The sequence below is a fragment of the Pelomonas cellulosilytica genome (assembly GCF_021353265.1).
Classification (GTDB): domain Bacteria; phylum Pseudomonadota; class Gammaproteobacteria; order Burkholderiales; family Burkholderiaceae_C; genus Pelomonas; species Pelomonas cellulosilytica.
Genome location: NZ_JAJTWU010000001.1, coordinates 541970 through 563446, shown reverse-complemented (window position 1 = coordinate 563446; position 21477 = coordinate 541970). Strand labels below are relative to the sequence as shown.

General features: G+C 67.8%; 22 protein-coding genes. 12 read left to right on the top strand and 10 right to left on the bottom strand.

Annotated elements, in window-relative coordinates:
• Positions 1-34: 34 nt before the first annotated feature.
• Positions 35-1339 (top strand): hydroxysqualene dehydroxylase HpnE, encoded by a 1305-nt coding sequence (gene hpnE, locus LXT13_RS02375; protein ID WP_233370004.1) that lies wholly within the window; start codon positions 35-37, stop codon positions 1337-1339.
• Here hpnE and LXT13_RS02370 read toward each other — a convergent pair.
• Positions 1249-2325, bottom strand: a complete 1077-nt coding sequence (locus LXT13_RS02370) for a TIGR03790 family protein (protein WP_233370003.1) — start codon at positions 2323-2325, stop codon at positions 1249-1251. The genes hpnE and LXT13_RS02370 overlap by 91 nt on opposite strands.
• A gap of 92 nt (positions 2326-2417) precedes the next feature.
• On the opposite strand from LXT13_RS02370, the gene LXT13_RS02365 reads away from it, so the two are divergent.
• The gene (locus LXT13_RS02365; RefSeq protein ID WP_233370002.1) at positions 2418-3185 is read left to right on the top strand and encodes an IclR family transcriptional regulator; all 768 of its coding nucleotides are present in this window, start codon (positions 2418-2420) and stop codon (positions 3183-3185) included.
• A 58-nt stretch (positions 3186-3243) separates the two neighbouring features.
• On the opposite strand, the gene pbpG is transcribed toward LXT13_RS02365, so the two are convergent.
• The 4 genes from pbpG to pssA form a co-directional block, all read right to left on the bottom strand.
• Positions 3244-4290: a D-alanyl-D-alanine endopeptidase gene (gene pbpG / locus LXT13_RS02360; RefSeq protein WP_419964633.1), complete on the bottom strand. Its 1047-nt coding sequence runs from the start codon at positions 4288-4290 to the stop codon at positions 3244-3246.
• A gap of 312 nt (positions 4291-4602) precedes the next feature.
• Positions 4603-6144, bottom strand: a complete 1542-nt coding sequence (locus LXT13_RS02355) for a 2-isopropylmalate synthase (protein ID WP_233370000.1) — start codon at positions 6142-6144, stop codon at positions 4603-4605.
• Entirely contained in the window at positions 6141-7829 is a 1689-nt protein-coding gene (gene leuA / locus LXT13_RS02350; RefSeq protein ID WP_233369999.1) for a 2-isopropylmalate synthase, read from the bottom strand. Before leuA ends, LXT13_RS02355 begins: the two co-directional genes overlap by 4 nt.
• A gap of 190 nt (positions 7830-8019) precedes the next feature.
• A complete protein-coding gene (pssA, locus tag LXT13_RS02345; protein WP_233369998.1) occupies positions 8020-8844 on the bottom strand; it encodes a CDP-diacylglycerol--serine O-phosphatidyltransferase in 825 nt (274 codons plus the stop codon).
• Between the two features lie 93 nt (positions 8845-8937).
• Between pssA and LXT13_RS02340 the strand changes: the two genes are divergently transcribed.
• Both LXT13_RS02340 and LXT13_RS02335 read left to right on the top strand, forming a co-directional pair.
• A complete protein-coding gene (locus LXT13_RS02340; RefSeq protein WP_233369997.1) occupies positions 8938-9429 on the top strand; it encodes a DUF1579 domain-containing protein in 492 nt (163 codons plus the stop codon).
• Between the two features lie 3 nt (positions 9430-9432).
• Positions 9433-9846 (top strand): DUF1810 domain-containing protein, encoded by a 414-nt coding sequence (locus LXT13_RS02335; protein ID WP_233369996.1) that lies wholly within the window; start codon positions 9433-9435, stop codon positions 9844-9846.
• Between the two features lie 48 nt (positions 9847-9894).
• On the opposite strand, the gene ilvC is transcribed toward LXT13_RS02335, so the two are convergent.
• The 3 genes from ilvC to LXT13_RS02320 form a co-directional block, all read right to left on the bottom strand.
• A complete protein-coding gene (ilvC, locus tag LXT13_RS02330; protein ID WP_233369995.1) occupies positions 9895-10911 on the bottom strand; it encodes a ketol-acid reductoisomerase in 1017 nt (338 codons plus the stop codon).
• 26 nt (positions 10912-10937) lie between these two features.
• Complete coding sequence (ilvN, locus tag LXT13_RS02325) at positions 10938-11429, bottom strand: acetolactate synthase small subunit (protein ID WP_233369994.1); 492 nt, start codon at positions 11427-11429, stop codon at positions 10938-10940.
• A gap of 164 nt (positions 11430-11593) precedes the next feature.
• Positions 11594-13381, bottom strand: a complete 1788-nt coding sequence (locus tag LXT13_RS02320; RefSeq protein WP_233369993.1) for an acetolactate synthase 3 catalytic subunit — start codon at positions 13379-13381, stop codon at positions 11594-11596.
• Positions 13382-13612: 231 nt separating this feature from the next.
• Between LXT13_RS02320 and LXT13_RS02315 the strand changes: the two genes are divergently transcribed.
• From LXT13_RS02315 to LXT13_RS02285, 7 genes are all read left to right on the top strand, one after another.
• Positions 13613-14179, top strand: a complete 567-nt coding sequence (locus LXT13_RS02315) for an RNA polymerase sigma factor (protein WP_233369992.1) — start codon at positions 13613-13615, stop codon at positions 14177-14179.
• Positions 14176-14643 (top strand): DUF3619 family protein, encoded by a 468-nt coding sequence (locus LXT13_RS02310; protein ID WP_233369991.1) that lies wholly within the window; start codon positions 14176-14178, stop codon positions 14641-14643. Before LXT13_RS02315 ends, LXT13_RS02310 begins: the two co-directional genes overlap by 4 nt.
• A gap of 184 nt (positions 14644-14827) precedes the next feature.
• Positions 14828-15472, top strand: a complete 645-nt coding sequence (locus tag LXT13_RS02305; RefSeq protein ID WP_233369990.1) for a DUF3106 domain-containing protein — start codon at positions 14828-14830, stop codon at positions 15470-15472.
• Complete coding sequence (locus LXT13_RS02300) at positions 15469-15981, top strand: RDD family protein (protein WP_233369989.1); 513 nt, start codon at positions 15469-15471, stop codon at positions 15979-15981. The genes LXT13_RS02305 and LXT13_RS02300 overlap by 4 nt, the downstream gene beginning before the upstream one ends.
• Positions 15978-16355, top strand: a complete 378-nt coding sequence (locus tag LXT13_RS02295) for a diacylglycerol kinase (RefSeq protein WP_233369988.1) — start codon at positions 15978-15980, stop codon at positions 16353-16355. Before LXT13_RS02300 ends, LXT13_RS02295 begins: the two co-directional genes overlap by 4 nt.
• Positions 16356-16411: 56 nt before the next feature.
• The gene (locus LXT13_RS02290; RefSeq protein WP_233369987.1) at positions 16412-17179 is read left to right on the top strand and encodes an AraC family transcriptional regulator; all 768 of its coding nucleotides are present in this window, start codon (positions 16412-16414) and stop codon (positions 17177-17179) included.
• A 62-nt stretch (positions 17180-17241) separates the two neighbouring features.
• Positions 17242-17853, top strand: a complete 612-nt coding sequence (locus LXT13_RS02285) for a LysE family translocator (protein ID WP_233369986.1) — start codon at positions 17242-17244, stop codon at positions 17851-17853.
• An 18-nt stretch (positions 17854-17871) separates the two neighbouring features.
• On the opposite strand, the gene LXT13_RS02280 is transcribed toward LXT13_RS02285, so the two are convergent.
• Both LXT13_RS02280 and LXT13_RS02275 read right to left on the bottom strand, forming a co-directional pair.
• The gene (locus LXT13_RS02280) at positions 17872-18210 is read right to left on the bottom strand and encodes a P-II family nitrogen regulator (RefSeq protein WP_233369985.1); all 339 of its coding nucleotides are present in this window, start codon (positions 18208-18210) and stop codon (positions 17872-17874) included.
• A 42-nt stretch (positions 18211-18252) separates the two neighbouring features.
• Entirely contained in the window at positions 18253-20250 is a 1998-nt protein-coding gene (locus LXT13_RS02275) for an NAD(+) synthase (RefSeq protein ID WP_233369984.1), read from the bottom strand.
• Between the two features lie 63 nt (positions 20251-20313).
• Here LXT13_RS02275 and LXT13_RS02270 point away from each other — a divergent pair, with 63 nt between their 5' ends.
• Complete coding sequence (locus tag LXT13_RS02270; protein ID WP_233369983.1) at positions 20314-21477, top strand: GNAT family N-acetyltransferase; 1164 nt, start codon at positions 20314-20316, stop codon at positions 21475-21477.

Sequence of the window (21477 nt, the reverse complement as noted above, 5' to 3'; positions counted from 1 at the left end):
CTGGCAAAGCCAGTTCTGCGGGAGCCGCGCTGTCGTGAGAGCCGGGGTTGTCGGAGGTGGCTGGGCAGGTATTGCTGCGGCCGTTGGCCTGGCGGATGCGGGCCATGATGTCACCGTCTTCGAGATGGCACCGCAGCTGGGCGGCCGGGCGCGCAGCGTCGCGGGCGAGCCCGACTACGACAACGGCCAGCACATCCTCATCGGCGCGTACCGTGACAGCCTCGCGCTGATGCGACGGCTGGGCGTCGACCCCGACGCGGTGCTCAAGCGCCTGCCGCTGGCCCTGCCCTACCCGGATGAGCCGGGGCTATGCCTGCCGCCGGGGCCGCCGCTGGTCGCCTTCGCGCGTGGCGTGCTGGCCCACCGCAGCTGGCCGCTGTCGGCGCGCCTTGGTCTGTTGATCGCGGCCGGCGGCTGGCTGGCCCGGGGCTTCCGCTGCGACGCCCGCCTCAGCGTCGCCGAGCTGTGCACCGGCCTGCCAGCGGCCGTCAGGCGCGACCTCGTCGAGCCGCTGTGCGTGGCCGCGCTGAACACGCCGGCCCCGCAGGCCAGCGCGAGGGTCTTCCTGCGCGTGCTGAAGGACGCCCTCTTCAGCGGCGCCGGCAGTGCCGATCTGCTGTTGCCGAGGCGCCCCTTGTCGGAGCTCCTTGCGGCGCCGGCCACGACCTGGCTGGGTGAGCGGCTGCGGACGGGCCATCGTGTGCAGCGGCTGGAAGCCGGCTGGCGCGTCGATGGCGAGGCGTTCGATGCCGTCGTGCTCGCGAGCACGAGCGTCGAGGCCGCGCGGCTCACTGCCGCCGTCGCGCCCGCCTGGTCGGCCACGGCGCAGGCACTGGCCTTCCAGCCCATCGTCACGATCTATCTGCACAGCCCGGGTAGCGCGCTGCCGTCGCCGATGGTGGCGCTGCGCGAAGGGCCGCAGGCCCCGGCGCAGTTTGTGTTCGACCACGGCCAGCTCGGTGGCGCGCCGGGCCGCTTCGCCTTCGTCGTCAGCGGCGCGGCGCCCTGGGTCGAGCGCGGGGGCTGCGCCGAGGCGGTACTGGCGCAGGCACTGCGCGAATTCCGCTGGTCCGCTCCCCCGATCATCGACCGGACGCTGACCGAAAAGCGCGCCACCTTCGCCTGTACGCCAGGGCTCGCCCGCCCAGTCGCCCACATCGCGCCGGGCCTGTGGGCGGCGGGCGACTACGTGGACGGCCCCTACCCTGCCACGCTGGAAGGCGCCGTGCGCGCCGGCCTGGCCGCGGCTCAGGGCGCCGCGGCGGATGTGGCGGACGCCGCAACCGGAGATAAGGGCGCGAAGGGCGCAGCCAGCGGTTCGCCGACGAAGACGCCCTGAGCCGGCCAGGCGACGCTGTGCCAGTAAGCCTCCAGCGCGCTGATGCCTTGCGCATAGGCCTGGATCAGCACCTGCGGATGCGGGAACTTCTGCAGGTGATTGCACGGCTCGCTGACCGCGCCGTAGCTGGCCGTGGCCCCGGCATCGATCCAGTCCAGCACGGTCATCTGCCCCTCGCCCGCCGGCTTGTCCAGCAGGCCGCCGAAGGAGGTCAGGTGATCGGCGAGCGCGCCGGGCAGCCATTCGCCGCCGAGCGGTGCAGGCACGCGCGGCAGGCCGGTTTCGTAGACGAGGATGCGGCGCATGGCCGGCAACGCGTCGCTGCGTACGCGAGCCACGTCAAGAGCCGGCGCGCCGGGCACCGGGCCGGCGGGCGGGAACAGGCGCTCGCGGACATTGCGCGCGGCATCCGGCGTCGCAGCGAGGTACGCCATCGCCCGTTCCGCCGGCGCGGCGGCCAGCGTGTGATCGGCGGCGATGCCGCGCTCGATCATCGCCAGCGCCGCCGGCACGGAACGTGCCGCCAGTTGCATCGCCAAGCGCATGCCCAGCACCGACCAGGGCCGCGCGCCGGCATAGCCGACGTAGGGGGTGATGCGAGTCGCCGCGCAGCTGTGCGCGCACAGGTCCGGCTCCAGCCCCTGCGCAAGTGCGCTCGTCAGCGCATTGCAGTCGACGGCGTAGGGCTGCACCCAGGCCAGCGCCAGCCCCTGGACGTGCGTCGGCATGCGGCTGCGGATGGCCTCATCCAGCGCCGTGAACTCCTCGCGCGTGAGGCTGGCCCGCACGGGCAACTGGACGCGCAGGATCTGCCCTGGCGGAATGCCACGGCGGCGGGCGTAGTGCTCGCCGACGGTGACCGAATACGGGTCGGCCGTGTTGATGACCAGCCCCAGCTCCTGGGCCGTGATCCGCCCGTACAGGCGTGGCAGCGGCAACCAGCCGACCTCCGCCGGCTCCGCCGCCGCCGCACCGGGCGCGGCCATGCACGCCCACAGCAAGGCCAGGACCGCATGCCATCTGCTGAACCCCGCTTTCGCCATACAAAACACCGTCGTTCTCCTCCACAATGCACGCTATGAAACCGAAAGAAGCGCACGCCCCCGCGATCCAGGTAATGGAACGCATGTTCGCGCTGCTGGACGTGCTGGCCGGCCACCAGGACCCGGTCTCGCTGAAGGCCTTGTCCGAGGCAACCGGCCTGCATCCGTCGACGGCGCACCGGATTCTGAATGACCTCACGCTGGGTCGTTTCGTGGACCGCCCCGAGGCCGGCAGCTACCGGCTGGGTATGCGGCTGCTGGAGCTGGGCAACCTGGTCAAGGCACGGCTCGACGTGCGCGACGCCGCCCTGCCCGCCATGCGCGAGCTGCACAAGTTCACCCACCAGCCGGTGAACCTCTCGGTGCGCCAAGGCGACGAGATCGTCTACATCGAGCGCACCTACTCCGAGCGCTCGGGCATGCAGGTCGTCCGTGCCGTGGGCGGCCGGGCGCCGCTGCACCTGACGTCGGTCGGCAAGCTCTTCCTGGCGTGCGACGACAGCGCCCGCGTGCGCGCTTACGCCACCCGCACCGGCCTGGCCGGCCACACGCGCAACAGCCTGACGGACATCGGCGCGCTCGAGCGTGAGCTGGCGTCCGTGCGCCAGCGCGGCATCGCCCGCGACGACGAGGAGCTGGAACTGGGCGTGCGCTGCATGGCCGCCGGCATCTACGACGATCAGGCCAAGCTCGTCGCCGGCCTGTCAATATCCGCGCCGGCCGACCGACTGGAAGAGAGCTGGGTCGTGCGGCTGAAGGAGACGGCGGCGCAGATCTCCGCCGCGCTGGGCCACCGGGCCTGACCACAAAACAAGCGCGGCGCCGAGGCGCCGCGTGCTGCAGGAGCGCCCCGCCGGGGACTCAGAGCTTGGTCGACGCCGTGGCCGATTCGCCCTGGCTGGACAGCCACTTGCGGATGCGCTCGGCATCCGCGATCCGCGACGCCTTGCCGCTGGAGTCCAGGAACACCATGATCAGCTGACGGCCGGCCATGCGGGCCTGCATGACGAGGCACTTGCCGGCCTCGTTGATGAAGCCGGTCTTCTGCAGGCCGATGTCCCACAGCGGGTTGGACAGCAGACCGTTGGTGGAACGGAACTGCACCAGCCGCTTGCCCAGCGCGACACGCGCCTCGCGCGACGTCGACAGGTCGCGCAGCAACGGCACCTGACTCGTCACGTTGACGAGCTTGGCCAAATCGGCCGCACTGCTCTGGTTGCGGCTGGACAGGCCTGTGGGTTCGACATAGTGCGTGTCGGCCATTCCCAGGCTGATCGCCTTGGCGTTCATCGCGGCTACGAAAGCCTCGAGGCCTCCGGGATAGTTGCGGCCCAGCGCGTGGGCGGCGCGGTTCTCGCTGGACATCAGCGCCAGGTGCAGCATGTCGCCGCGCGTCAGCGTCGTGCCGAAGGCCAGGCGCGAGCCGGTGTTCTTCTCGGTATCGCGGTCTTCCTCGGTCACCGTCAGCTTCTCGTCCATCGGCAGGCCCGACTCGACGACGACCAGCGCCGTCATAAGCTTGGTGATCGACGCGATCGGCAGCACGGCCTGCGGGTTCTTGGAGAACAGCACCTCGTTGGTGTTCTGGTCCAGCACATAGGCGACGCTGGACTTCAACGACAGCGGGTCATCCACCTCGTGCAGGCCGGCGACCTGGCCGAACGTCGCGACGGCCGGCGTCGCGGCCACCGCCGTCTTGCGCAGCACGACGGAGCGCACCTTGCGCGTGGGAGCGACCGTCTTGGCGGAGGTCTTGGTGGCCTTGGGCTTGGTGTCGGAGGCAGCCGACGCGACGCCGGGCAGTGCGACCGTCAGGCTGAGGCTCAGGAGGGCGGCGGCAAATGTCTTCAACGGGGTCCCCAAACAGCAGGGCGGCAGTGTAAGTGACGCCAAAAACACTGACAACATAAGAACTTAAGCAACATTCCTCAAGTGCACTCTCCAAACGGCGAATCTGGGGATGCATTCAAGGACGGTGGCCGGCTCTTTCCATCTTGCAGCGCAGCAAACGCTCCACAGTAGGCCCCGGCTGACAAGGTGCTGTCATCCGGGAGAGCCCGGAGCGCTACAGTGCGCTGCACCCGACTGCCGAAGGCGGGTCGTGGTCGCGATTCTGAGGGGCGGCCCGCCGTTCGGGTCGCCGAGGACCGGGGTGTTTCCGCGCCAGATTGCACGCAGCCCGGTAACGGTCCCGGGCCGCGTGACACCCGTCACACCCGCTCAACCCTGCGCCGCCACGCGCTCCGTCTTGCTCTGCAGCTTGTTCAGCGCCGACAAGTAGGCCTTGGCGGACGCGACGACGATGTCCGGGTCCGCCCCAACGCCGTTGACGACACGGCCTGCGTGCTGCAGCCGCACGGTGACTTCACCCTGCGCCTCGGTGCTGCCGCCAGTGATCGCGTTGACCGAGTACAGCAGCATCTCGGCGCCAGACACGACGACCGACTCGATGGCGCGCAGCGTCGCGTCCACCGGGCCGTTGCCGTCGCTCTCCGCGCGATGTTCCTCGGCACCCACCGCAAAAACGACCGCCGCATGCGGCCGCTCGCCGGTCTCGCTGCGCTGCGACAGCGACAGCAGCCGGAAATGCTCCTGCTCTGCCGTGACCGACTCGTCCATGACAAGGGCGATGATGTCCTCGTCAAAGATTTCGTTCTTGCGGTCGGCCAAGTCCTTGAAGCGCACGAAGGCCGCGTTGACCTCGGCCTCGCTCTCCAGTTGGATGCCCAGCTCCTGCAGGCGCTGCTTGAAAGCGTTGCGGCCCGACAGCTTGCCGAGCACGATCTTGTTGGCGGCCCAGCCCACGTCCTCGGCGCGCATGATCTCGTAGGTGTCGCGGGCTTTCAGCACGCCGTCCTGGTGGATGCCCGACGCGTGCGCGAACGCATTGGCGCCGACCACCGCCTTGTTCGGCTGGATGACGAAGCCGGTCGTCTGCGACACGAGCTTGGAGACCGGCACGATCTGCGACGTCTCGATACCGACGTCCAGGCCGAAGTAGTCGCGCCGTGTGCGCACGGCCATGACGACTTCTTCGAGCGAACAGTTGCCGGCGCGTTCGCCCAGGCCGTTGATCGTGCACTCGATCTGCCGCGCACCGCCAATCTTCACGCCAGCCAGCGAGTTGGCCACCGCCATGCCCAGGTCGTTGTGGCAGTGCACACTCCAGATCGCCTTGTCACTGTTCGGCACCTTCTCGCGCAGGCGGCGGATGAAGTCACCGTACAGCTCGGGGATGGCATAGCCAACGGTGTCGGGGATGTTGATCGTGCCGGCGCCTTCCTGGATGACGGACTCGCAGACACGGGCCAGGAAGTCGATGTCGGAGCGGTAGCCATCCTCGGGAGAGAACTCGATGTCGCCGCACAGATTGCGCGCAAAGCGCACGGCCAGCGTCGCCTGCTCCAGCACCTGCTCACGCGTCATGCGCAGCTTCTTCTCCATATGGAGTTCGCTGGTGGCGATGAAGGTATGGATGCGCGCGCGGTTCGCGCCGGCCAGCGCCTCGGCAGCGCGCGAGATGTCTCGGTCGTTGGCGCGGGCCAGCGAGCAAACGGTGCTGTCCTTCACGGCTGCGGCAATGGCCTTCACGGCCTCGAAGTCGCCGTTGCTCGATGCGGCGAAGCCGGCCTCGATGACATCCACGCGCATGCGTTCCAGCTGGCGGGCGATGCGCAGCTTCTCCTCGCGCGTCATGGACGCGCCGGGCGACTGCTCGCCGTCGCGCAGCGTGGTGTCGAAGATGATCAGTTTGTCGGTCATCGCACGTTTTCCTCTCGTTGTTGGGGCACCGTCACCGGCGCACGGGACAGGCCCGACAGCACGGCCTGCATGGATGCACGCACGATGCTGCCATCGATGCCCACGCCGTGGCGCGTCTGATCGCCGATGCGGATCTCCAGATAGGCCACGGCACGCGCGTCCGCACCGCTACCGATGGCGTGCTCGTGGTAGTCCAGCACGCGCACTTCCTGGCCCAGCCGCGCAGACAGCGCGTTGACGAAGGCATCGATCGGGCCGTTGCCCTCGCCTTGCACATGGCCCATCCAGCCGCCCAACACGACCTCGGCGGACAGCCGCATCGCGCCGCCGGCCACTTCGGTCATCTGGGGCTGCACGACCGACGCCGCCGCGCTGCCGATGCCGTACTCACGCTCGAAGATGGCGTAAATATCGGCCGCCGTCAGCTCCTTGCCGGCGTCATCCATGACGCGCTGCACGACCTGGCTGAACTCGATCTGCAGGCGGCGCGGCAGCTCAAGCCCGTACTCGGCCTCCAGCAGGTAGGCAATGCCGCCCTTGCCGGACTGGCTGTTGACGCGGATGACGGCGTCGTAGCTGCGGCCCAGGTCCTTGGGATCAATGGGCAGATAGGGCATGTCCCAGACGTCGCCGTCCTGGCGTGCTGCGAAGGCCTTCTTGATGGCGTCCTGGTGGGAGCCGGAGAAGGATGTGTACACGAGATCGCCCACGTACGGATGGCGTGGGTGGACCGGGATCTGCGTGCAGTGTTCAACGCAGCGGCGCACCTCGTCGATGTCCGAGAAGTCCAGCTGCGGGTCCACACCCTGGGTGTAGAGATTCAGTGCGATGTTGACGAGGTCGACATTGCCGGTGCGCTCGCCGTTGCCGAACAGGCAGCCCTCGACGCGGTCGGCGCCGGCCATCAGCGCGAACTCACCGGCCGCCGTGCCGGTGCCACGGTCGTTGTGCGGGTGCACCGACAGCACGATGCTGTCGCGGCGCTCGAGGTGGCGGTGCATCCACTCAATCATGTCGGCGAAGACATTGGGCGTGCTGTGCTCGACGGTGGACGGCAGGTTGATGATGCACTTGCGCTCAGGCGTCGGCGCCCAAACGGCAGTGACGGCATCGACGACGCGCTTGCTGAACGCCAGCTCCGTGCCGGAAAACATCTCGGGCGAGTATTCGAAGCGCCAGTCAGTGCCCGGCCGCGCGGCGGCCAGTTCCTTGATCTGGCGGGCATGCGAAGAAGCCAACTCGACGATGCCGTCCTCGTCCTGTCCCAGCACGACACGACGCATGATGGGCGCGACGGCGTTGTAGACGTGGACGATGACGCGCTTGGCACCGTGCAGCGACTCGAAGGTCCGGTCGATCAGGTGGGCGCGCGCCTGCGTCAGCACCTGGATGGTCACGTCTTCGGGGATGTGGCCGCCGTCGATGAGCAGACGGATGAAGTCGAATTCGGTCTGCGATGCCGACGGAAAGCCGACCTCGATTTCCTTGAAGCCGATCTTCACGAGCTGCTGGAACATGCGCAGCTTGCGGGCAATGTCCATCGGCTCGATGAGCGCTTGGTTGCCGTCGCGCAGGTCGGTGCTCAGCCAGATCGGCGCGCGCGTCAGCACGGCGTCGGGCCAGGTGCGGTCCGGCAAGGCGATCGGGGCGAAGGCGCGGTACTTGCGCTGCGGTTGCTTCAACATGGTGTCCATCCGTCAGTGGGGTGGCGCAACCGGCAGCCTTGGAAAACACGAACGGCCCGCTGCGGTTGCAAACGGGCCGTTGGGGTCAGATGTGCGAAGGCGTGACTGACTAGCGAACCCGTGGTTCCTCTAGGGCTAGTAGCAGCAGGCCGAGCGCGAAATTCATAGGAACGGAATCTAGCACGAAAGGCTACTGGTGCAAGCCACGTTCATCGGGCTCGTCAGTACTGGTCGAGATCACGCTCACCGGTTTTCCTTTCGCCTTGCGCCACCCGTAGATGACGTAGCCGGAGAGGCCGTAGACGCAGAAAACCCCGAACAACACTCGCGCCGGGTCCAGCGCCGCGAGGCCGATGCCCAGCATGATGACGACCAGCACGATGAACGGCACGCTGCGCCGGCGGTCGAACACTTTGAAGCTGTAGAAGGGCGCATTCGTCACCATCGAAAGGCCGGCGAACAGCGTCACGCCGTAGGCCACCCAGGCGATCCAGCTGCCCGGCGGCACGCGCGGGCTCTCGGCGCCATCGACCACGCTCCAGATCAGGCCGATGACGAGCGCCGCGGCCGCCGGGCTGGGCAGGCCCTGGAAGTAGCGCTTGTCGACGACGCCGATGTTGACGTTGAAGCGCGCGAGTCGCAGCGCCGCGCCGGCGATGTAGACGAAGGCCGGGATCCAGCCCGGCTTGCCCATGTCCTTCAGCGCCCACATGTAGACGATCAAAGCCGGCGCGGCGCCGAAGGCCACCATGTCGGACAGGCTGTCCATCTGTTCGCCGAAGGCGGACTGCGTGTTGGTCATGCGGGCGACGCGGCCGTCCAGGCTGTCGAGCACGGCGGCCGCGAAGATGGCCACGCAGGCCACCTCGAAGCGGCCGTTCATGGCCATGACGATGGCGTAGAAGGCGCTGAAGAGCGCGCCCAGCGTGATGGCGTTGGGCAGGGCGTAGATGCCTTTACGGCGGGGGCGGACGGCGAGACTGGACTCGTCGTCCTCGATGGGGTCAGGGGTCATGGGGCGGCAGGATAGCGCAGCGCCCTGCTGACAAGTCTCGCCCGTCAGTCGACCTAGCATGACTGCGTTACCGTTTCGCCTAAGAGGCCTGCCATGCCGCTGCCCCGCGACACCACCGCCCCGCCCGACTTCGACTTCATCCTCGGCGACTGGCGCGTCCTGCACGAGCGCCTCAACGAGCGGCTTGCCGGCTGCGAGGATTGGACGCACTTCGAGGGTCGCACCTGCACGCACAACATCCTCGGCGGGCGCGGCAACATCGAGGACAACCTGCTCCACTTGCCTGGCGGCGACTACCGCGCGGTCGCGTTGCGATCCTTCGATTCTGCAACGGCTGAATGGGCGATTTGGTGGCTCGATGGCCGGGCGCCGCATACGCTAGATGTACCGGTGCGCGGCCGCTTCGAAGGCGGCGTGGGCCGGTTCTACGCCGACGATCAGTTCGAGGGCCGCCCCATCCGCATCCGCTTCATCTGGCAGATCGGCGCGGACGGTCATCCGCGTTGGGACCAGGCCTTCTCCGCCGACGCCGGCGCCACCTGGGAAACAAACTGGCGCATGCAGTTCATCCGCGTTGATACTTGAGCGATGGATGCGCTCGACCGTTTCGTTCGCGCCCAGGCCGGCGTCTATGAGCACGCTCTGGCCGAGCTGCGCGCCGGACAGAAGCACGGGCACTGGATCTGGTTCGTGCTGCCGCAACTGCGCGGCCTGGGCCGCAGTGCCACGGCTCGCGAGTACGGCATCGACGGGCGCGCCGAAGCGCAGGCCTACCTTGCCCATCCGGTGCTGCGGCCGCGACTTGAGGCGTGCGTGCAGGCCCTGCTTGCGCACACCGACCGCTCGGCTGTCAGCATGTTGGGCGACGTGGACGCGATGAAACTGCGATCCTGCCTGACGCTGTTCGACGCCGTCAGCGGCACACCGGGCAACCTGTTCCGCCAGGCGCTGGACGCGTTCTACAGCGGCGAGCCGGACAGCGCGACGATCGCCCGACTCTGAAAGCAAAAAGGCCGGCTTGCGCCGGCCTCGTCGTGCTGCGGACGCAGCTCAGTTCTTCGCCTTGTCGACCAGCTTGTTGGCCTTGATCCAGGGCATCATTTCGCGCAGCTTCTCACCGACCTGCTCGATGGGGTGCTCAGCGGTCAGGCGGCGGCGGCTGATCAGCGTCGGGGCACCGGCCTTGTTCTCGAGGATGAAGGACTTGGCATATTCGCCGGTCTGGATGTCCTTCAGGCACTGGCGCATCGCGTTCTTCGTGTCTTCGGTGACAACGCGCGGGCCGGTGACGTACTCACCGTACTCGGCGTTGTTCGAGATCGAGTAGTTCATGTTGCCGATGCCACCCTCATAGATCAGGTCGACGATCAGCTTGAGCTCGTGCAGGCACTCGAAGTAGGCCATCTCGGGCGCGTAGCCGGCTTCCACCAGCGTCTCGAAGCCGGCCTTGATCAGTTCGACGGTGCCACCGCAGAGCACGGCCTGTTCGCCGAACAGGTCGGTCTCGGTCTCTTCACGGAACGAAGTCTGGATGATGCCGGCCTTGCCGCCGCCATTGGCCGCGGCATAGCTCAGCGCCAGGTCACGGGCCTTGCCGGTCTTGTCCTGGTAGATGGCGATCAGGTGAGGCACGCCGCCACCTTGGCGGTAGGTGTTGCGCACCGTGTGGCCGGGGGCCTTGGGGGCGACCATCCAGACGTCGAGGTCGGCACGCGGCTGCACCTGACCGTAGTGCACGTTGAAGCCGTGGGCAAAGGCAAGCGACGCACCTTCCTTGATGTTCGGCTCGACTTCCTTCTTGTAGACGTCGGCGATCTGCTCGTCAGGCAGCAGGATCATGACGACGTCGGCCGACTTCACCGCTTCGGCGATCTCGGCGACCTTCAGACCCGCGCCCTCGGCCTTGGACCAGGACGCGCCGCCGCGGCGCAGCGCGACGGTGACCTTGCAGCCGCTGTCGTTCAGGTTCTGCGCATGGGCGTGGCCTTGCGAGCCGTAGCCGATGATGGTGACGTTCTTGCCCTTGATGAGGCTCAGGTCGGCGTCTTTGTCGTAGTAAACGTTCATGGTTCTCTCCAGGGAAGAAGTCGGGATTAGACGCGCAGGATGCGCTCGCCGCGGCCGATGCCCGAGGCACCCGTGCGGACGGTTTCGAGGATGGACGCGCGGTCGATCGCGTCGATGAAGGCATCGAGCTTGCCGGCGTCGCCTGTCAGCTCGATCGTGTAGGTCTTCTCGGTCACGTCGATGATGCGGCCGCGGAAGATGTCAGCGGTGCGCTTGATCTCCTCGCGTTCCTTGCCGACGGCGCGGACCTTGATGAGCATCAGCTCACGCTCGGTGTAGTGGCCCTCGGTCAGGTCCACAACCTTGACCACCTCAATGAGGCGGTTCAGGTGCTTGGTGATCTGCTCGATGATCTCGTCGCTGCCCGTCGTCACGACAGTCATGCGTGACAGCGACGGGTCTTCCGTCGGCGCCACGGTGAGGCTCTCGATGTTGTAGCCGCGGGCGGAGAACAGGCCCACGACGCGCGACAGCGCGCCGGGCTCGTTCTCGAGAAGCAAAGCGATGATGTGTTTCATGGGGAATCGTCCTTCGCGCTCTTCAGCGGCCGTGGCGGTGACCACGGTGCCTTGGCGGCGGGTTCGAATCGTTGAGGAATTGCGTGGTGTCGGCTGCGCCCGTCATCCGCCGGAGGCCTCGGCGAGGGCGGTAACCCTCGCCAGGACCCGCGGCTTCAGACGGTTCACAGGTCTTCCGAACCCAGCAGCATTTCGGAGATGCCCTTGCCCGCCTTGACCATGGGCCAGACGTTCTCGGTCGGGTCGGTGCGGATGTCCAGGAACACGGTGCGGTCCTTCAACCGCATGGCTTCCTTCAGCGCCCCTTCCACGTCGGACGGCTTCTCGACGAGCAGGCCGACGTGGCCGTAGGCCTCGGCCAGCTTCACGAAGTCGGGCAGCGCGTCCATGTAGCTGTGCGAGTAGCGGCCCTCGTAGTCGAGCTGCTGCCACTGCCGCACCATGCCCAGGTAGCGGTTGTTCAGCGAGACGATCTTGACCGGCGTTTTGTACTGGAAGCAGGTCGACAGCTCCTGGATGCACATCTGGATGCTGCCCTCGCCGGTGATGCAGAACACATCCGACTCCGGCTTGGCCAGCTTGATGCCCATCGCGTACGGCAGACCCACACCCATCGTGCCCAGGCCGCCGGAGTTGATCCAGCGGCGCGGCTCGTCGAAGCGGTAGTACTGCGCAGCCCACATCTGGTGCTGGCCGACGTCGGACGTGATGTAGGTGTCGCGATCGCGCGTGAGGCGCCAGAGCGTGTCCACGACCATTTGCGGCTTGATGACCTCGGTCGAGTCCTTGAACGCAAGGCAGTCGCGGCGGCGCCATTCATTGATCTGGCTCCACCAAGCGTTGACGGCGTTCGCATCCGGCTTGGCCTGGGCTTCCTTGATCTGGGCGATCAGCTCCTGCAGCACGTCCTTCACGTCGCCGACGATGGGGATGTCCACGCGCACGCGTTTGGAGATCGACGACGGGTCGATGTCCACGTGGATGATCTTGCGCTCCACCTGCGCGAAATGACGCGGATTGCCGATAACGCGGTCATCGAAGCGCGCGCCCACGGCCAGCAGCACGTCGCAGTGCTGCATCGTCATGTTGGCTTCGTAGGTGCCGTGCATGCCCAGCATGCCGAGGAAGCGCGGATCGGTGCCGGGCATCGCGCCGAGGCCCATCAACGTGTTCGTGCACGGAAAGCCCAGCAGGTCGACGAGCTGACGCAGCTCGGCCGTCGCCTCGCCCAGGATGACGCCGCCGCCCGTGTAGATATAAGGGCGCTTGGCCTGCAGCAGCAGCTGCACCGCCTTGCGGATCTGGCCGCTGTGCCCCTTCTTCGCCGGGTTGTAGGAGCGCATCTCGATACGGTCCGGGTAGCTGAAGGCCGTGCGAGCCAGCGACACGTCCTTGGGAATGTCCACAACGACCGGGCCGGGACGACCGGTGCGGGCGATGTGGAAGGCCTTCTTCAGCGTCGTCGCCAGGTCACGCACGTCCTTCACGAGGAAGTTGTGCTTGACGATGGGCCGCGTGATGCCGACGGTGTCGCACTCCTGAAACGCGTCCAGGCCAATGGCGGCACTTGGGACCTGACCCGTGATGATGACCATCGGGATCGAGTCCATGTAGGCAGTGGCGATGCCGGTGACGGCATTCGTGACGCCCGGGCCTGACGTGACCAGCGCAACACCGACCTCGCCGGTCGCGCGGGCAAAACCATCCGCGGCGTGCACGGCGGCCTGCTCATGCCGAACAAGCACGTGCTGGATGCTGTCCTGCTTGTAGAGCGCGTCGTAGATGTACAGCACCGCACCGCCGGGGTAGCCCCAGAGATGGCGAACCCCTTCGGCCTGCAGGCAGCGAACGAGGATCTCGGAGCCGTTGAGCTCCGCGGCGTGTGGGTGGGAAGGGGAGGAATGCAGCTGCGCCAGGGCGGCGCGCTTGTTTTCCGCGGCAGACATGTCCATGTTGTAGAACCTCTGTGAATTTCTCTAACGAAAAACCATTGGTGCCCCTCTTCGCACCCTCGTGAGGCGGATTCGGAACCTGCGCGGTCAGAAGATGGGGCCCCTGTCGGGCGGCCACCGAAAGACCCAATGACGCTTTATGCGAAAACGCATTATGCCGGCTGAAATCGTTTCAGCCTTCGTATCAGACGAATGCCATAATCTGCGTTGCCGCCCGGATACGCCCCAGCCTTGGCCACCGACAAAGAACTCAACGACTTCCTGCGCACCGTGGACCGCCGCGCCTTCAAGCGCACGGCTTACCTCGTCCGCGACGACGATGCCGCCCTCGACATCGTCCAGGACGCCATGATCAAGCTGGCCGAAAACTACTTCGACCGCCCAGCGGCAGAGCTGCCGCTGCTGTTCCAGCGCATCCTGTCCAACGCGACGATGGACCATTTCCGTCGCCAGAAGGTGCGCAACGCCGTCATGACGAACATGTCGGATTTCGAGGGCGGCTCGGCCGACGACGACTTCGACCTGCTGGAAATCCTGGAAACGCAGGACGGCGCGCTGGGTGCGCTCAGCGCGGCGGACGAAGTCAGCCGGGCGCAGATCTTGCAAAAGATCGAGGCCGAGGTCGAAGAACTGCCGACGCGTCAACGCGAAGCCTTCCTGCTGCGTTACTGGGAGGAACTGGATGTAGCCGAGACCGCCGCAGTGATGGGTTGCTCGGAGGGCAGCGTCAAGACGCATTGCTCCCGAGCAGTTCATGCATTGGCCAAGGCGCTCAAAGCCAAGGGAATCACGCTATGAAGTCGCCGACGTTTACTGCACCTGCCGCCGATCTGGACGCTCGCATCACCCGCTTCGGCCTGCGCGTGGCTGCCGGCCTGACCGAGCGCAGCGCCGAGTTGCCGCATGACGTGTCCGAGCGGCTGCGTTTCGCCCGCGAGCAGGCGCTCGCCCGAGCGGCGCAGGCACGGGCCGCTGCCGCGTCGGCTACGGCCCCGGCGCGCGCCAACACGGTGCAGATGGGCGCCACGCTGGCCTTGAGCGGCGGCCCGCGCAGCTCGGAAGGCGGCCTGTGGCCCAAGCTGGTCTCGGCGCTGCCATTGATCCTGCTGCTGGCCGGCCTGCTGGTCATGCATCGCAACCAGCAGCATGAGCAGATCGTCGCGGCGGCGGAGGTCGACACCGCGCTGCTCAGCGATAACCTCCCGCCTGCGGCCTTCAGCGACCCCGGCTTCGCCGAGTTCCTGAGAGACGGTCAAGATTGACCGGATGCGAATGAGCCGAGTTGCATCGACGCTGATCCCTGCCCCCTTTTTTCTGCTGACGGCCCTGCTGCTTGGCGCAGCGGGGCCTTCTGCTTTTGCGCAGGCGCCCGAGGCCGCCTCGGCGCCTGAAGCGGCCGCGAGCGTTGCCACCACGTCGCCGCCGAAAAAGGCGCCCGCGCCTCAGATGAAGACCGCGCCGGCCGCGTTCACGATACCGCCGGCAACGTGGGCCGGGCTGACCGCCGCGCAGCGTCAACTGCTGGCGCCGCTGGAGCAGGACTGGGCGGAGATCAGTTCCTCGCAACGCAGCAAGTGGCTGAGCGCGGCGCCCATGCTCGCGACCTTGCCTCCGGCTGAACTGACCCGGCTGCAGGAGCGCATGCGCGACTGGGCGCGGCTGTCGCCCGCCGAGCGCGTCAACGCCCGCATCGGCTTCCAGGTCGCCAAGCAGGTCGATGCCGAACAGCGCCAGGCGAAGTGGGAGGCCTACCAGGCGCTGCCCGCAGAAAAGCGCCAGGCGCTGGCCGAGAAGGCCGCCGCGCGCCGCCACGCTCAGGCCGTCACGCCCGGCGCCAAGCCGCTCGCGGCGGCGCCGAAGTCCAACCTCGTGCCGGCGGCGCCGAAGCTGGTCATGCCGACGGCGGTCACTGGCAGCCTCATCCAGGCCAAGCCCGGCGCCACGACCGTGCTGATGACCCGTGGCCTGGACCTGCCCGCCCACCATGCGGCGGGCGAGGCCAAGGTGGTCGCCGACCCGGCGGTCATCGACCCGAAGACGCTGCTGCCCCGGTCGCTGAAGGCGGCGCCCGCCTCCACCGCCGGTTCATGACGGCCCCGGCCGCCCTGGACGCCTCGCCACCCGGCCTGGCGCGACGCTTCGCTGCCTTCCTGTATGAAGGCGTGCTGCTGTTCGGCGTGCTGTTCTTCGCCGGCTTCCTGTATTCCGTGCTGACCCGCCAGGCCCATGCGCTGCAGGGACGCCACGGGCTGGGCGCCTTCCTCTTCGTCGTGCTGGGCATGTACTTCGTCGGCTTCTGGACACGCTCGGGCCAGACGCTCGCGATGAAGACCTGGCACCTGCGCGTGATCGATACGGCCGGGCAGCCGCTCAGCTGGGGTCGCGCCGTACTGCGCTACTTGCTCGCCTGGCTGTGGTTCCTGCCCGCACTGGTCAGCGTCTGGGCGCTGGGCCTGCATGGCGGCGGTGCCATCGTCGGCGCGTTGGTGGCCGGCATGGGCGGCTACCTGCTCATCGCGCGGCTGCATCCGCAGCGACAATTCCTGCACGATGCGATCTGCGGGTCGCGCGTCATCACCCAACTCCCCCCGCGTTCATGAGCAACCCGCACAAGGGCCGAACGGGCCTGGACCGCATCATCCACGCTGCCGGCTACTCCTGGGCCGGCCTGAAGGCGGCCTACACCGGCGAGAGCGCCTTCCGCCAGGAGACGTGGCTGTGCGTTGTCGCCGCGCCGCTGGCGTTCTGGCTGGCCAAGACCTGGGAGCAGGCCGCGCTGCTGCTGGGCTCGCTGCTGGTCGTGCTCATCGTCGAGTTGCTGAACTCCGCCATCGAAGCCGTCGTCGATCGGGTCTCGTTCGAGCGGCATGAGCTGTCAAAGCGCGCCAAGGACATCGCGAGCGCCGCCGTGCTGATGGCCCTCGTGCTGGCCGCCGCCATCTGGGGCGCGGCACTGTGGCAGCACCTGCGCTGACGACCTTCCCCGGCTGACGTGTCACAGTCGGGCGTATGAGGGCCCGTGATTTTGCGATGTTGCCGAGCCACGTCGACGGCGTGGACATCGTCGTTGCCGATTCGGCCCGGGCCTTCGGCCGCCACACGCATGACCAGTTCGGCATCGGACGTATCGAGCGTGGCGCACAGAAGTCGGCCAGCGGGCGCGGCACCGTGGAGGCAGGGCCCGGCGACCTGATCACGGTCAATCCGGGCGAGATCCACGACGGCAGGCCGGTCGACGCGACGGGGCGCCGCTGGCGCATGCTCTACATCGAGCCGCACCGGCTGCTCGACGCCGCACGCGACCTTCAACCCGCTGCCGAGTTCGAGTTCACCGCGCCGGTCCTGCGCGACCCCGCATTTGGCGCAGCATTCCACGCGCTGTTCGCTGCGGTCACGAGGGGCAATGGCGGCACCCTTGAAGCCGAGGCGGCATTGCTGGCGCTGGTCGCCCAGCACCTCGGCCCGGCAAGCTCTGATCGACCCGCCGCCGTGCCACGCGTGGTCCGGGCGCGGGAACGCATGGACGACGATCCCGCCGCGGCGTTGACCCTGGCGGCGCTCGCGGCCGAAGTCGGCATGAGCCGCCATCAGTTCCTGCGGGCGTTCACGCGACTCACCGGGCTGCCGCCGCATGCCTACCAGCTGCAGCGCCGGGTGCAGCTAGCGCGTCGGCTGATCCTCCAGGGGCTCGGGCTGGCCGAGTGCGCTGCGGCAAGCGGCTTCGCCGACCAGAGCCACATGACGCGCTGCTTCGTGCGCCAGCTCGGCCTGACGCCGGGCGCGCTGGCCCGGCGCTGAAATTTCGTTCAAGACGCATCGGGTGCGTCAGCGGAGCATGGGCTTTTCCGCCGGAGCCCTGCATGAATCTGGAATTCCTGACCGTCTCGCTGCTCGTCGTCGCCTCGCCCGGCACTGGGGCGGCGGTGACCATCGCCACGGGCCTGTCGCGCGGCACGCGCGCCGCGCTTGTCGCCGCACTGGGCTGCACGCTGGGCATCGTCCCGCACCTGCTGGCCGCGATCACCGGCCTGGCAGCGTTGCTGCACTCGAGCAGCCTGGTCTTCGAGACGATCAAGTTCGTCGGCGTGGCCTACCTGCTTTACATCGCTTGGATGACATGGAGGGAGCGCGGGGTGATGACCATCACCCCGGACGACACCGAGCGTTCAGATTCGGCCACCATCCGGCATGCGGTGCTGGCCAACTTGCTCAACCCCAAGCTGTCGATGTTCTTCCTGGCTTTCCTGCCGCAGTTCATCGCGACGGACGACATTGCGCCGACGCTCACGCTGCTGCAGTTGTCGGCAGTCTTCATGGCCATGACGCTCGCGGTCTTCGCCGCGTACGGCGCCTTCGCCGCGCGGATGCGACACCAGGTGCTGGGCAACGCGACCGTCATGGTCTGGCTGCGCCGCGGCTTTGCGGCAGCCTTCGTGGGCCTGGGTATCAAACTCGCGCTGACCCAGCGCTGACCCGCCGCTGAGGCGGCGTCAGACGGCCGCTTCGTCCGTCTCGCCGGTGCGGATGCGAACGACCTGCTCCACCGGCGTCACGAAGATCTTGCCGTCGCCGATCTTGCCGGTCTTGGCGGCCTTCAGGATGGCGTCGATACAGCGATCGACCTCGTCGTCCTTCACGACGACCTCGACCTTGACCTTGGGGAGGAAGTCGACGACGTACTCGGCGCCGCGGTACAGCTCGGTGTGGCCCTTCTGGCGGCCGAAGCCCTTGACCTCGGTGACCGTCAGGCCCGACGCGCCCACCTCGGCCAGTGCCTCGCGGACCTCGTCGAGCTTGAAGGGTTTGATGATGGCGGTGATCTGCTTCATGGGGCACTGCTCCTAGTTTCGGTTCGCGCCGATTTAAGCACGTCAGGGCTGGCCCTGGTCCGGTATGCGGTCCAGGTCGGCGAGCCAGACGGCGGCTTCGGAATCGCTGGGCGCGCGCCAGTCGCCGCGCGGCGACAGCGAGCCGCCACTGCCCACTTTCGGCGCATTCGGCACGCAGCTGCGCTTGAACTGGCTGCCCCGGAAGAAGCGCTGCACGAAGATGCGCAACACGCGCTTGATCTCCGCCAGCATGTAGACCTCCTGCCACGCGTGATGCGCCAGGAAGGCGACCTTGGCTGGCGCATAGCCATGGCGCAGCGTGTAGAACAGGTTGAAGTCCTGCAGCGCATAGGGGCCGACCACAGCCTCCGTACTCTGCAGGCCGCCGGGCACGAGCTCCGGGCTGATCTCGGTGCTGAGGATGTCCAGCAACACCTGCGAGTCGGTGCCCTCGCCCAGCTGGTGCGTCTCGGCCACCCATCGCACCAGGTGCTGGATCAGCGTCTTGGGCACGCTGGCGTTGACGTTGTAGTGCGACATGTGGTCGCCCACGCCATAGGTGCACCAGCCCAGCGCCAACTCGGAAAGGTCGCCGGTGCCCAGCACCAGCCCGCCCGTCAGGTTGGCCAGGCGGAACAGGTGGCTGGTGCGCTCTCCGGCCTGCACATTCTCGAAGGTCACGTCGTAGACCGGCGCACCCTCGCGGTGCGGGTGGCCGATGTCGCGCAGCATCTGCTCGCAGCTCGGCCGGATATCGATCTCGCGCGCCTCGCAGCCGACCGCCGCCATTAGGCGCAGCGCCTGCGCCCGCGTGCGCTCGCCGGTGGCAAAGCCGGGCATCGTCACGCCGAGGATGTTCGTGCGCGGCAGCCCCAGCGCGTCCATCGCGCGGGCAGCCACCAGCAACGCATGCGTCGAATCGAGCCCGCCCGAAATGCCGACGACCAGCTTGTGGATGCCGCTAGAGGCCAGCCGCTGCGTCAGCCCCTGGACCTGGATGTTGTAGACCTCCTCGCAGCGCTCGTCGCGCCGACTGTGGTCGGCCGGCACATACGGGAAGCGCTCGACACGCCGCCGCAGCGCCAGCGGCCGGTCGTGCTCCAGGCCCAGCGTGAACGGCACCTGCCGGAACGCCCTCACCTGCCCGGCATGCAGGCGCACCGAGTTGCCGAAGGTCGACTGCCGCATGCGCTCGCGCGACAGGCGCTCCAGGTCCACGTCGGCCGTCACCAGCCGGGCGCTGCGCAGGAAGCGTTCGGACTCCACCAGCAGCTCGCCGTTCTCGCAAATCAGTGCCTGTCCGTCCCAGGCCATGTCGGTCGTGGACTCCCCCGCGCCGGCCGACGAGTAAACGTAGGCCGCCAGGCAGCGCGCCGACTGCTGCGACACCAGCTGCCGCCGGTACGCCGCCTTGCCGATGACGACGTTGGACGCCGACAGGTTGACCAGTACCGTCGCGCCAGCCAGGGCCGCGAAGGAGGACGGCGGGATCGGCGTCCACACGTCTTCGCAGATCTCCACATGCAGGCGCAGCAGCGGCATGTCGTCGGCTGCGAACACCTGGCGGCTGCCGAACGGCACCTGCTGGCCCAGCAGCGTCACGGTGTCGACCGTCGCTTCCTCGCCGGAGCAGAACTGGCGGGCCTCGTAGAACTCGCCGTAGTTGGGCAGGAAGGTCTTGGGCACGACGCCGAGGATGCGACCGCGCAGCAGCACGGCCGCGCAGTTGAACAAGCGCTGCTCCACGCGCAACGGCAGGCCCACGATGGCCACCAGCGGCAGGTCGGCCGTGGCGGCGAGCACCTCCGCCAGCGCCACCTCGCAGCCATCGAGCAGCGCGCGCTGGTGGAACAGGTCATCACAGCTGTAGGCCGACAGCCCCAGCTCCGGGAAGGCCATGACGGCGACGCCATCGGCCGCGGCCTGATTCAGTAGTGCAATCGTCTGCGCAGCATTGAAAGCCGGGTCTGCCACGCGGCACAGGGGCACACCTACCGCGATGCGGGCGAAATCATGGCTGTAGAGGTTGTCGAAACGCATGGGCGACCGTAGCAAAACCCCAGTCTAGCCCCGCGATTCCTGCGTCGATTCCAATAGACAGCCATGCCCACACTCCGCGTCCACGACTCGCCCGCCGCGCTACCCCGCGAAGCCTGGAACCGCCTGCTCGACGCCTCGCCTCGGCCCACGCCTTTCATGCGGCACGAGTACCTACAAGCGCTGTGCGACTCTGGCTCAGCCGTGGCCGACACCGGCTGGCAGCCAATGTTCCTAGGTCTGTGGGACGACGACCGGCTGCTGGCCGCCTGCCCCGCGTGGCTCAAGTCGCATTCGTACGGCGAGTACGTGTTCGACTGGGCCTGGGCCGATGCCTACCGGCGCCACGGGCTGCCCTACTACCCCAAGCTGCTTGTCGCGGTGCCGTTCACGCCGGTGCCCGGCAGCCGGCTGCTGGCGGTGGACGACGGCGCGCGCGAGCTGCTGGCCCATGGGTTGCGCGGCCTGGCGAAGGAGGCGGATGCGTCGTCGCTGCATGTGTTGTTCGGCGACGAGGCCGACCAGGCGGCGCTGGCCGAGGCCGGCTGCACGGCGCGGCATGGCGTGCAGTTCCACTGGACGGCCGCAGGCGATGCCGACTTCACCGCCTTCCTCGCCCGGCTGCACCGGGACAAGCGCAAGAAGATCCAGCAGGAGCAGCGCCGCGTGCGAGAGGCCGGCGTCGTGTTCGAGGCGCGCGAGGGCCGCCACATCCAGCCCGAAGACTGGGACTTCTTCTACCGCTGCTACCAGCAGACCTACCGCGAGCATCGCAGCACGCCCTACCTCAGCCGCGACTTCTTCGCCCGCATGGCCGGCGACCTGCCCGAGCACTGGCTGCTGTTCACCGCACGGCGCGGCGGTGAGCGCGTCGCCACGTCGCTGATCGCGCTGGACCCGGCGCGCCGCGCCGCCTTCGGACGCTACTGGGGCGCCGTCGAGCACATCCCCAACCTGCACTTCGACGCCTGCTACTACCAGCCGCTGGCCTGGTGCATCGACCACGGCTACCAGCGCTTCGAAGGCGGCGCGCAGGGCGAGCACAAGATGGCTCGCGGGCTGCTGCCCACGCTCACGGCCTCCAGCCACTGGCTGGCGCACCCGGCGTTTGTCGAGGCCGTCAACGAGTTCCTTGCGCGCGAGGGGCAGGCGATGTCGGGCTACATGGACGAGCTCAACGAACACGCCCCCTACAAATTAAAAGACGCCGCGGATGCGGCGTCTTCCTGA

Bases quoted from the DNA above. Each gene is read 5' to 3' on its own strand.
- LXT13_RS02280 (WP_233369985.1), bottom strand. From the start codon at position 18,210: ATGAAGCAGATCACCGCCATCATCAAACCCTTCAAGCTCGACGAGGTC.
- LXT13_RS02355 (WP_233370000.1), bottom strand. From the start codon at position 6,144: ATGACCGACAAACTGATCATCTTCGACACCACGCTGCGCGACGGCGAG.
- LXT13_RS02370 (WP_233370003.1), bottom strand. From the start codon at position 2,325: ATGGCCGCGCCCGGTGCGGCGGCGGCGGAGCCGGCGGAGGTCGGCTGG.
- LXT13_RS02310 (WP_233369991.1), top strand. From the start codon at position 14,176: ATGAAGTCGCCGACGTTTACTGCACCTGCCGCCGATCTGGACGCTCGC.
- pssA (WP_233369998.1), bottom strand. From the start codon at position 8,844: ATGACCCCTGACCCCATCGAGGACGACGAGTCCAGTCTCGCCGTCCGC.
- LXT13_RS02320 (WP_233369993.1), bottom strand. From the start codon at position 13,381: ATGGACATGTCTGCCGCGGAAAACAAGCGCGCCGCCCTGGCGCAGCTG.
- LXT13_RS02270 (WP_233369983.1), top strand. From the start codon at position 20,314: ATGCCCACACTCCGCGTCCACGACTCGCCCGCCGCGCTACCCCGCGAA.
- LXT13_RS02335 (WP_233369996.1), top strand. From the start codon at position 9,433: ATGGATGCGCTCGACCGTTTCGTTCGCGCCCAGGCCGGCGTCTATGAG.
- LXT13_RS02305 (WP_233369990.1), top strand. From the start codon at position 14,828: ATGAAGACCGCGCCGGCCGCGTTCACGATACCGCCGGCAACGTGGGCC.
- LXT13_RS02365 (WP_233370002.1), top strand. From the start codon at position 2,418: ATGAAACCGAAAGAAGCGCACGCCCCCGCGATCCAGGTAATGGAACGC.
- LXT13_RS02300 (WP_233369989.1), top strand. From the start codon at position 15,469: ATGACGGCCCCGGCCGCCCTGGACGCCTCGCCACCCGGCCTGGCGCGA.
- LXT13_RS02295 (WP_233369988.1), top strand. From the start codon at position 15,978: ATGAGCAACCCGCACAAGGGCCGAACGGGCCTGGACCGCATCATCCAC.
- leuA (WP_233369999.1), bottom strand. From the start codon at position 7,829: ATGTTGAAGCAACCGCAGCGCAAGTACCGCGCCTTCGCCCCGATCGCC.
- LXT13_RS02285 (WP_233369986.1), top strand. From the start codon at position 17,242: ATGAATCTGGAATTCCTGACCGTCTCGCTGCTCGTCGTCGCCTCGCCC.
- LXT13_RS02275 (WP_233369984.1), bottom strand. From the start codon at position 20,250: ATGCGTTTCGACAACCTCTACAGCCATGATTTCGCCCGCATCGCGGTA.
- ilvC (WP_233369995.1), bottom strand. From the start codon at position 10,911: ATGAACGTTTACTACGACAAAGACGCCGACCTGAGCCTCATCAAGGGC.
- pbpG (WP_419964633.1), bottom strand. From the start codon at position 4,290: ATGTTGTCAGTGTTTTTGGCGTCACTTACACTGCCGCCCTGCTGTTTG.
- LXT13_RS02290 (WP_233369987.1), top strand. From the start codon at position 16,412: ATGTTGCCGAGCCACGTCGACGGCGTGGACATCGTCGTTGCCGATTCG.
- ilvN (WP_233369994.1), bottom strand. From the start codon at position 11,429: ATGAAACACATCATCGCTTTGCTTCTCGAGAACGAGCCCGGCGCGCTG.
- LXT13_RS02340 (WP_233369997.1), top strand. From the start codon at position 8,938: ATGCCGCTGCCCCGCGACACCACCGCCCCGCCCGACTTCGACTTCATC.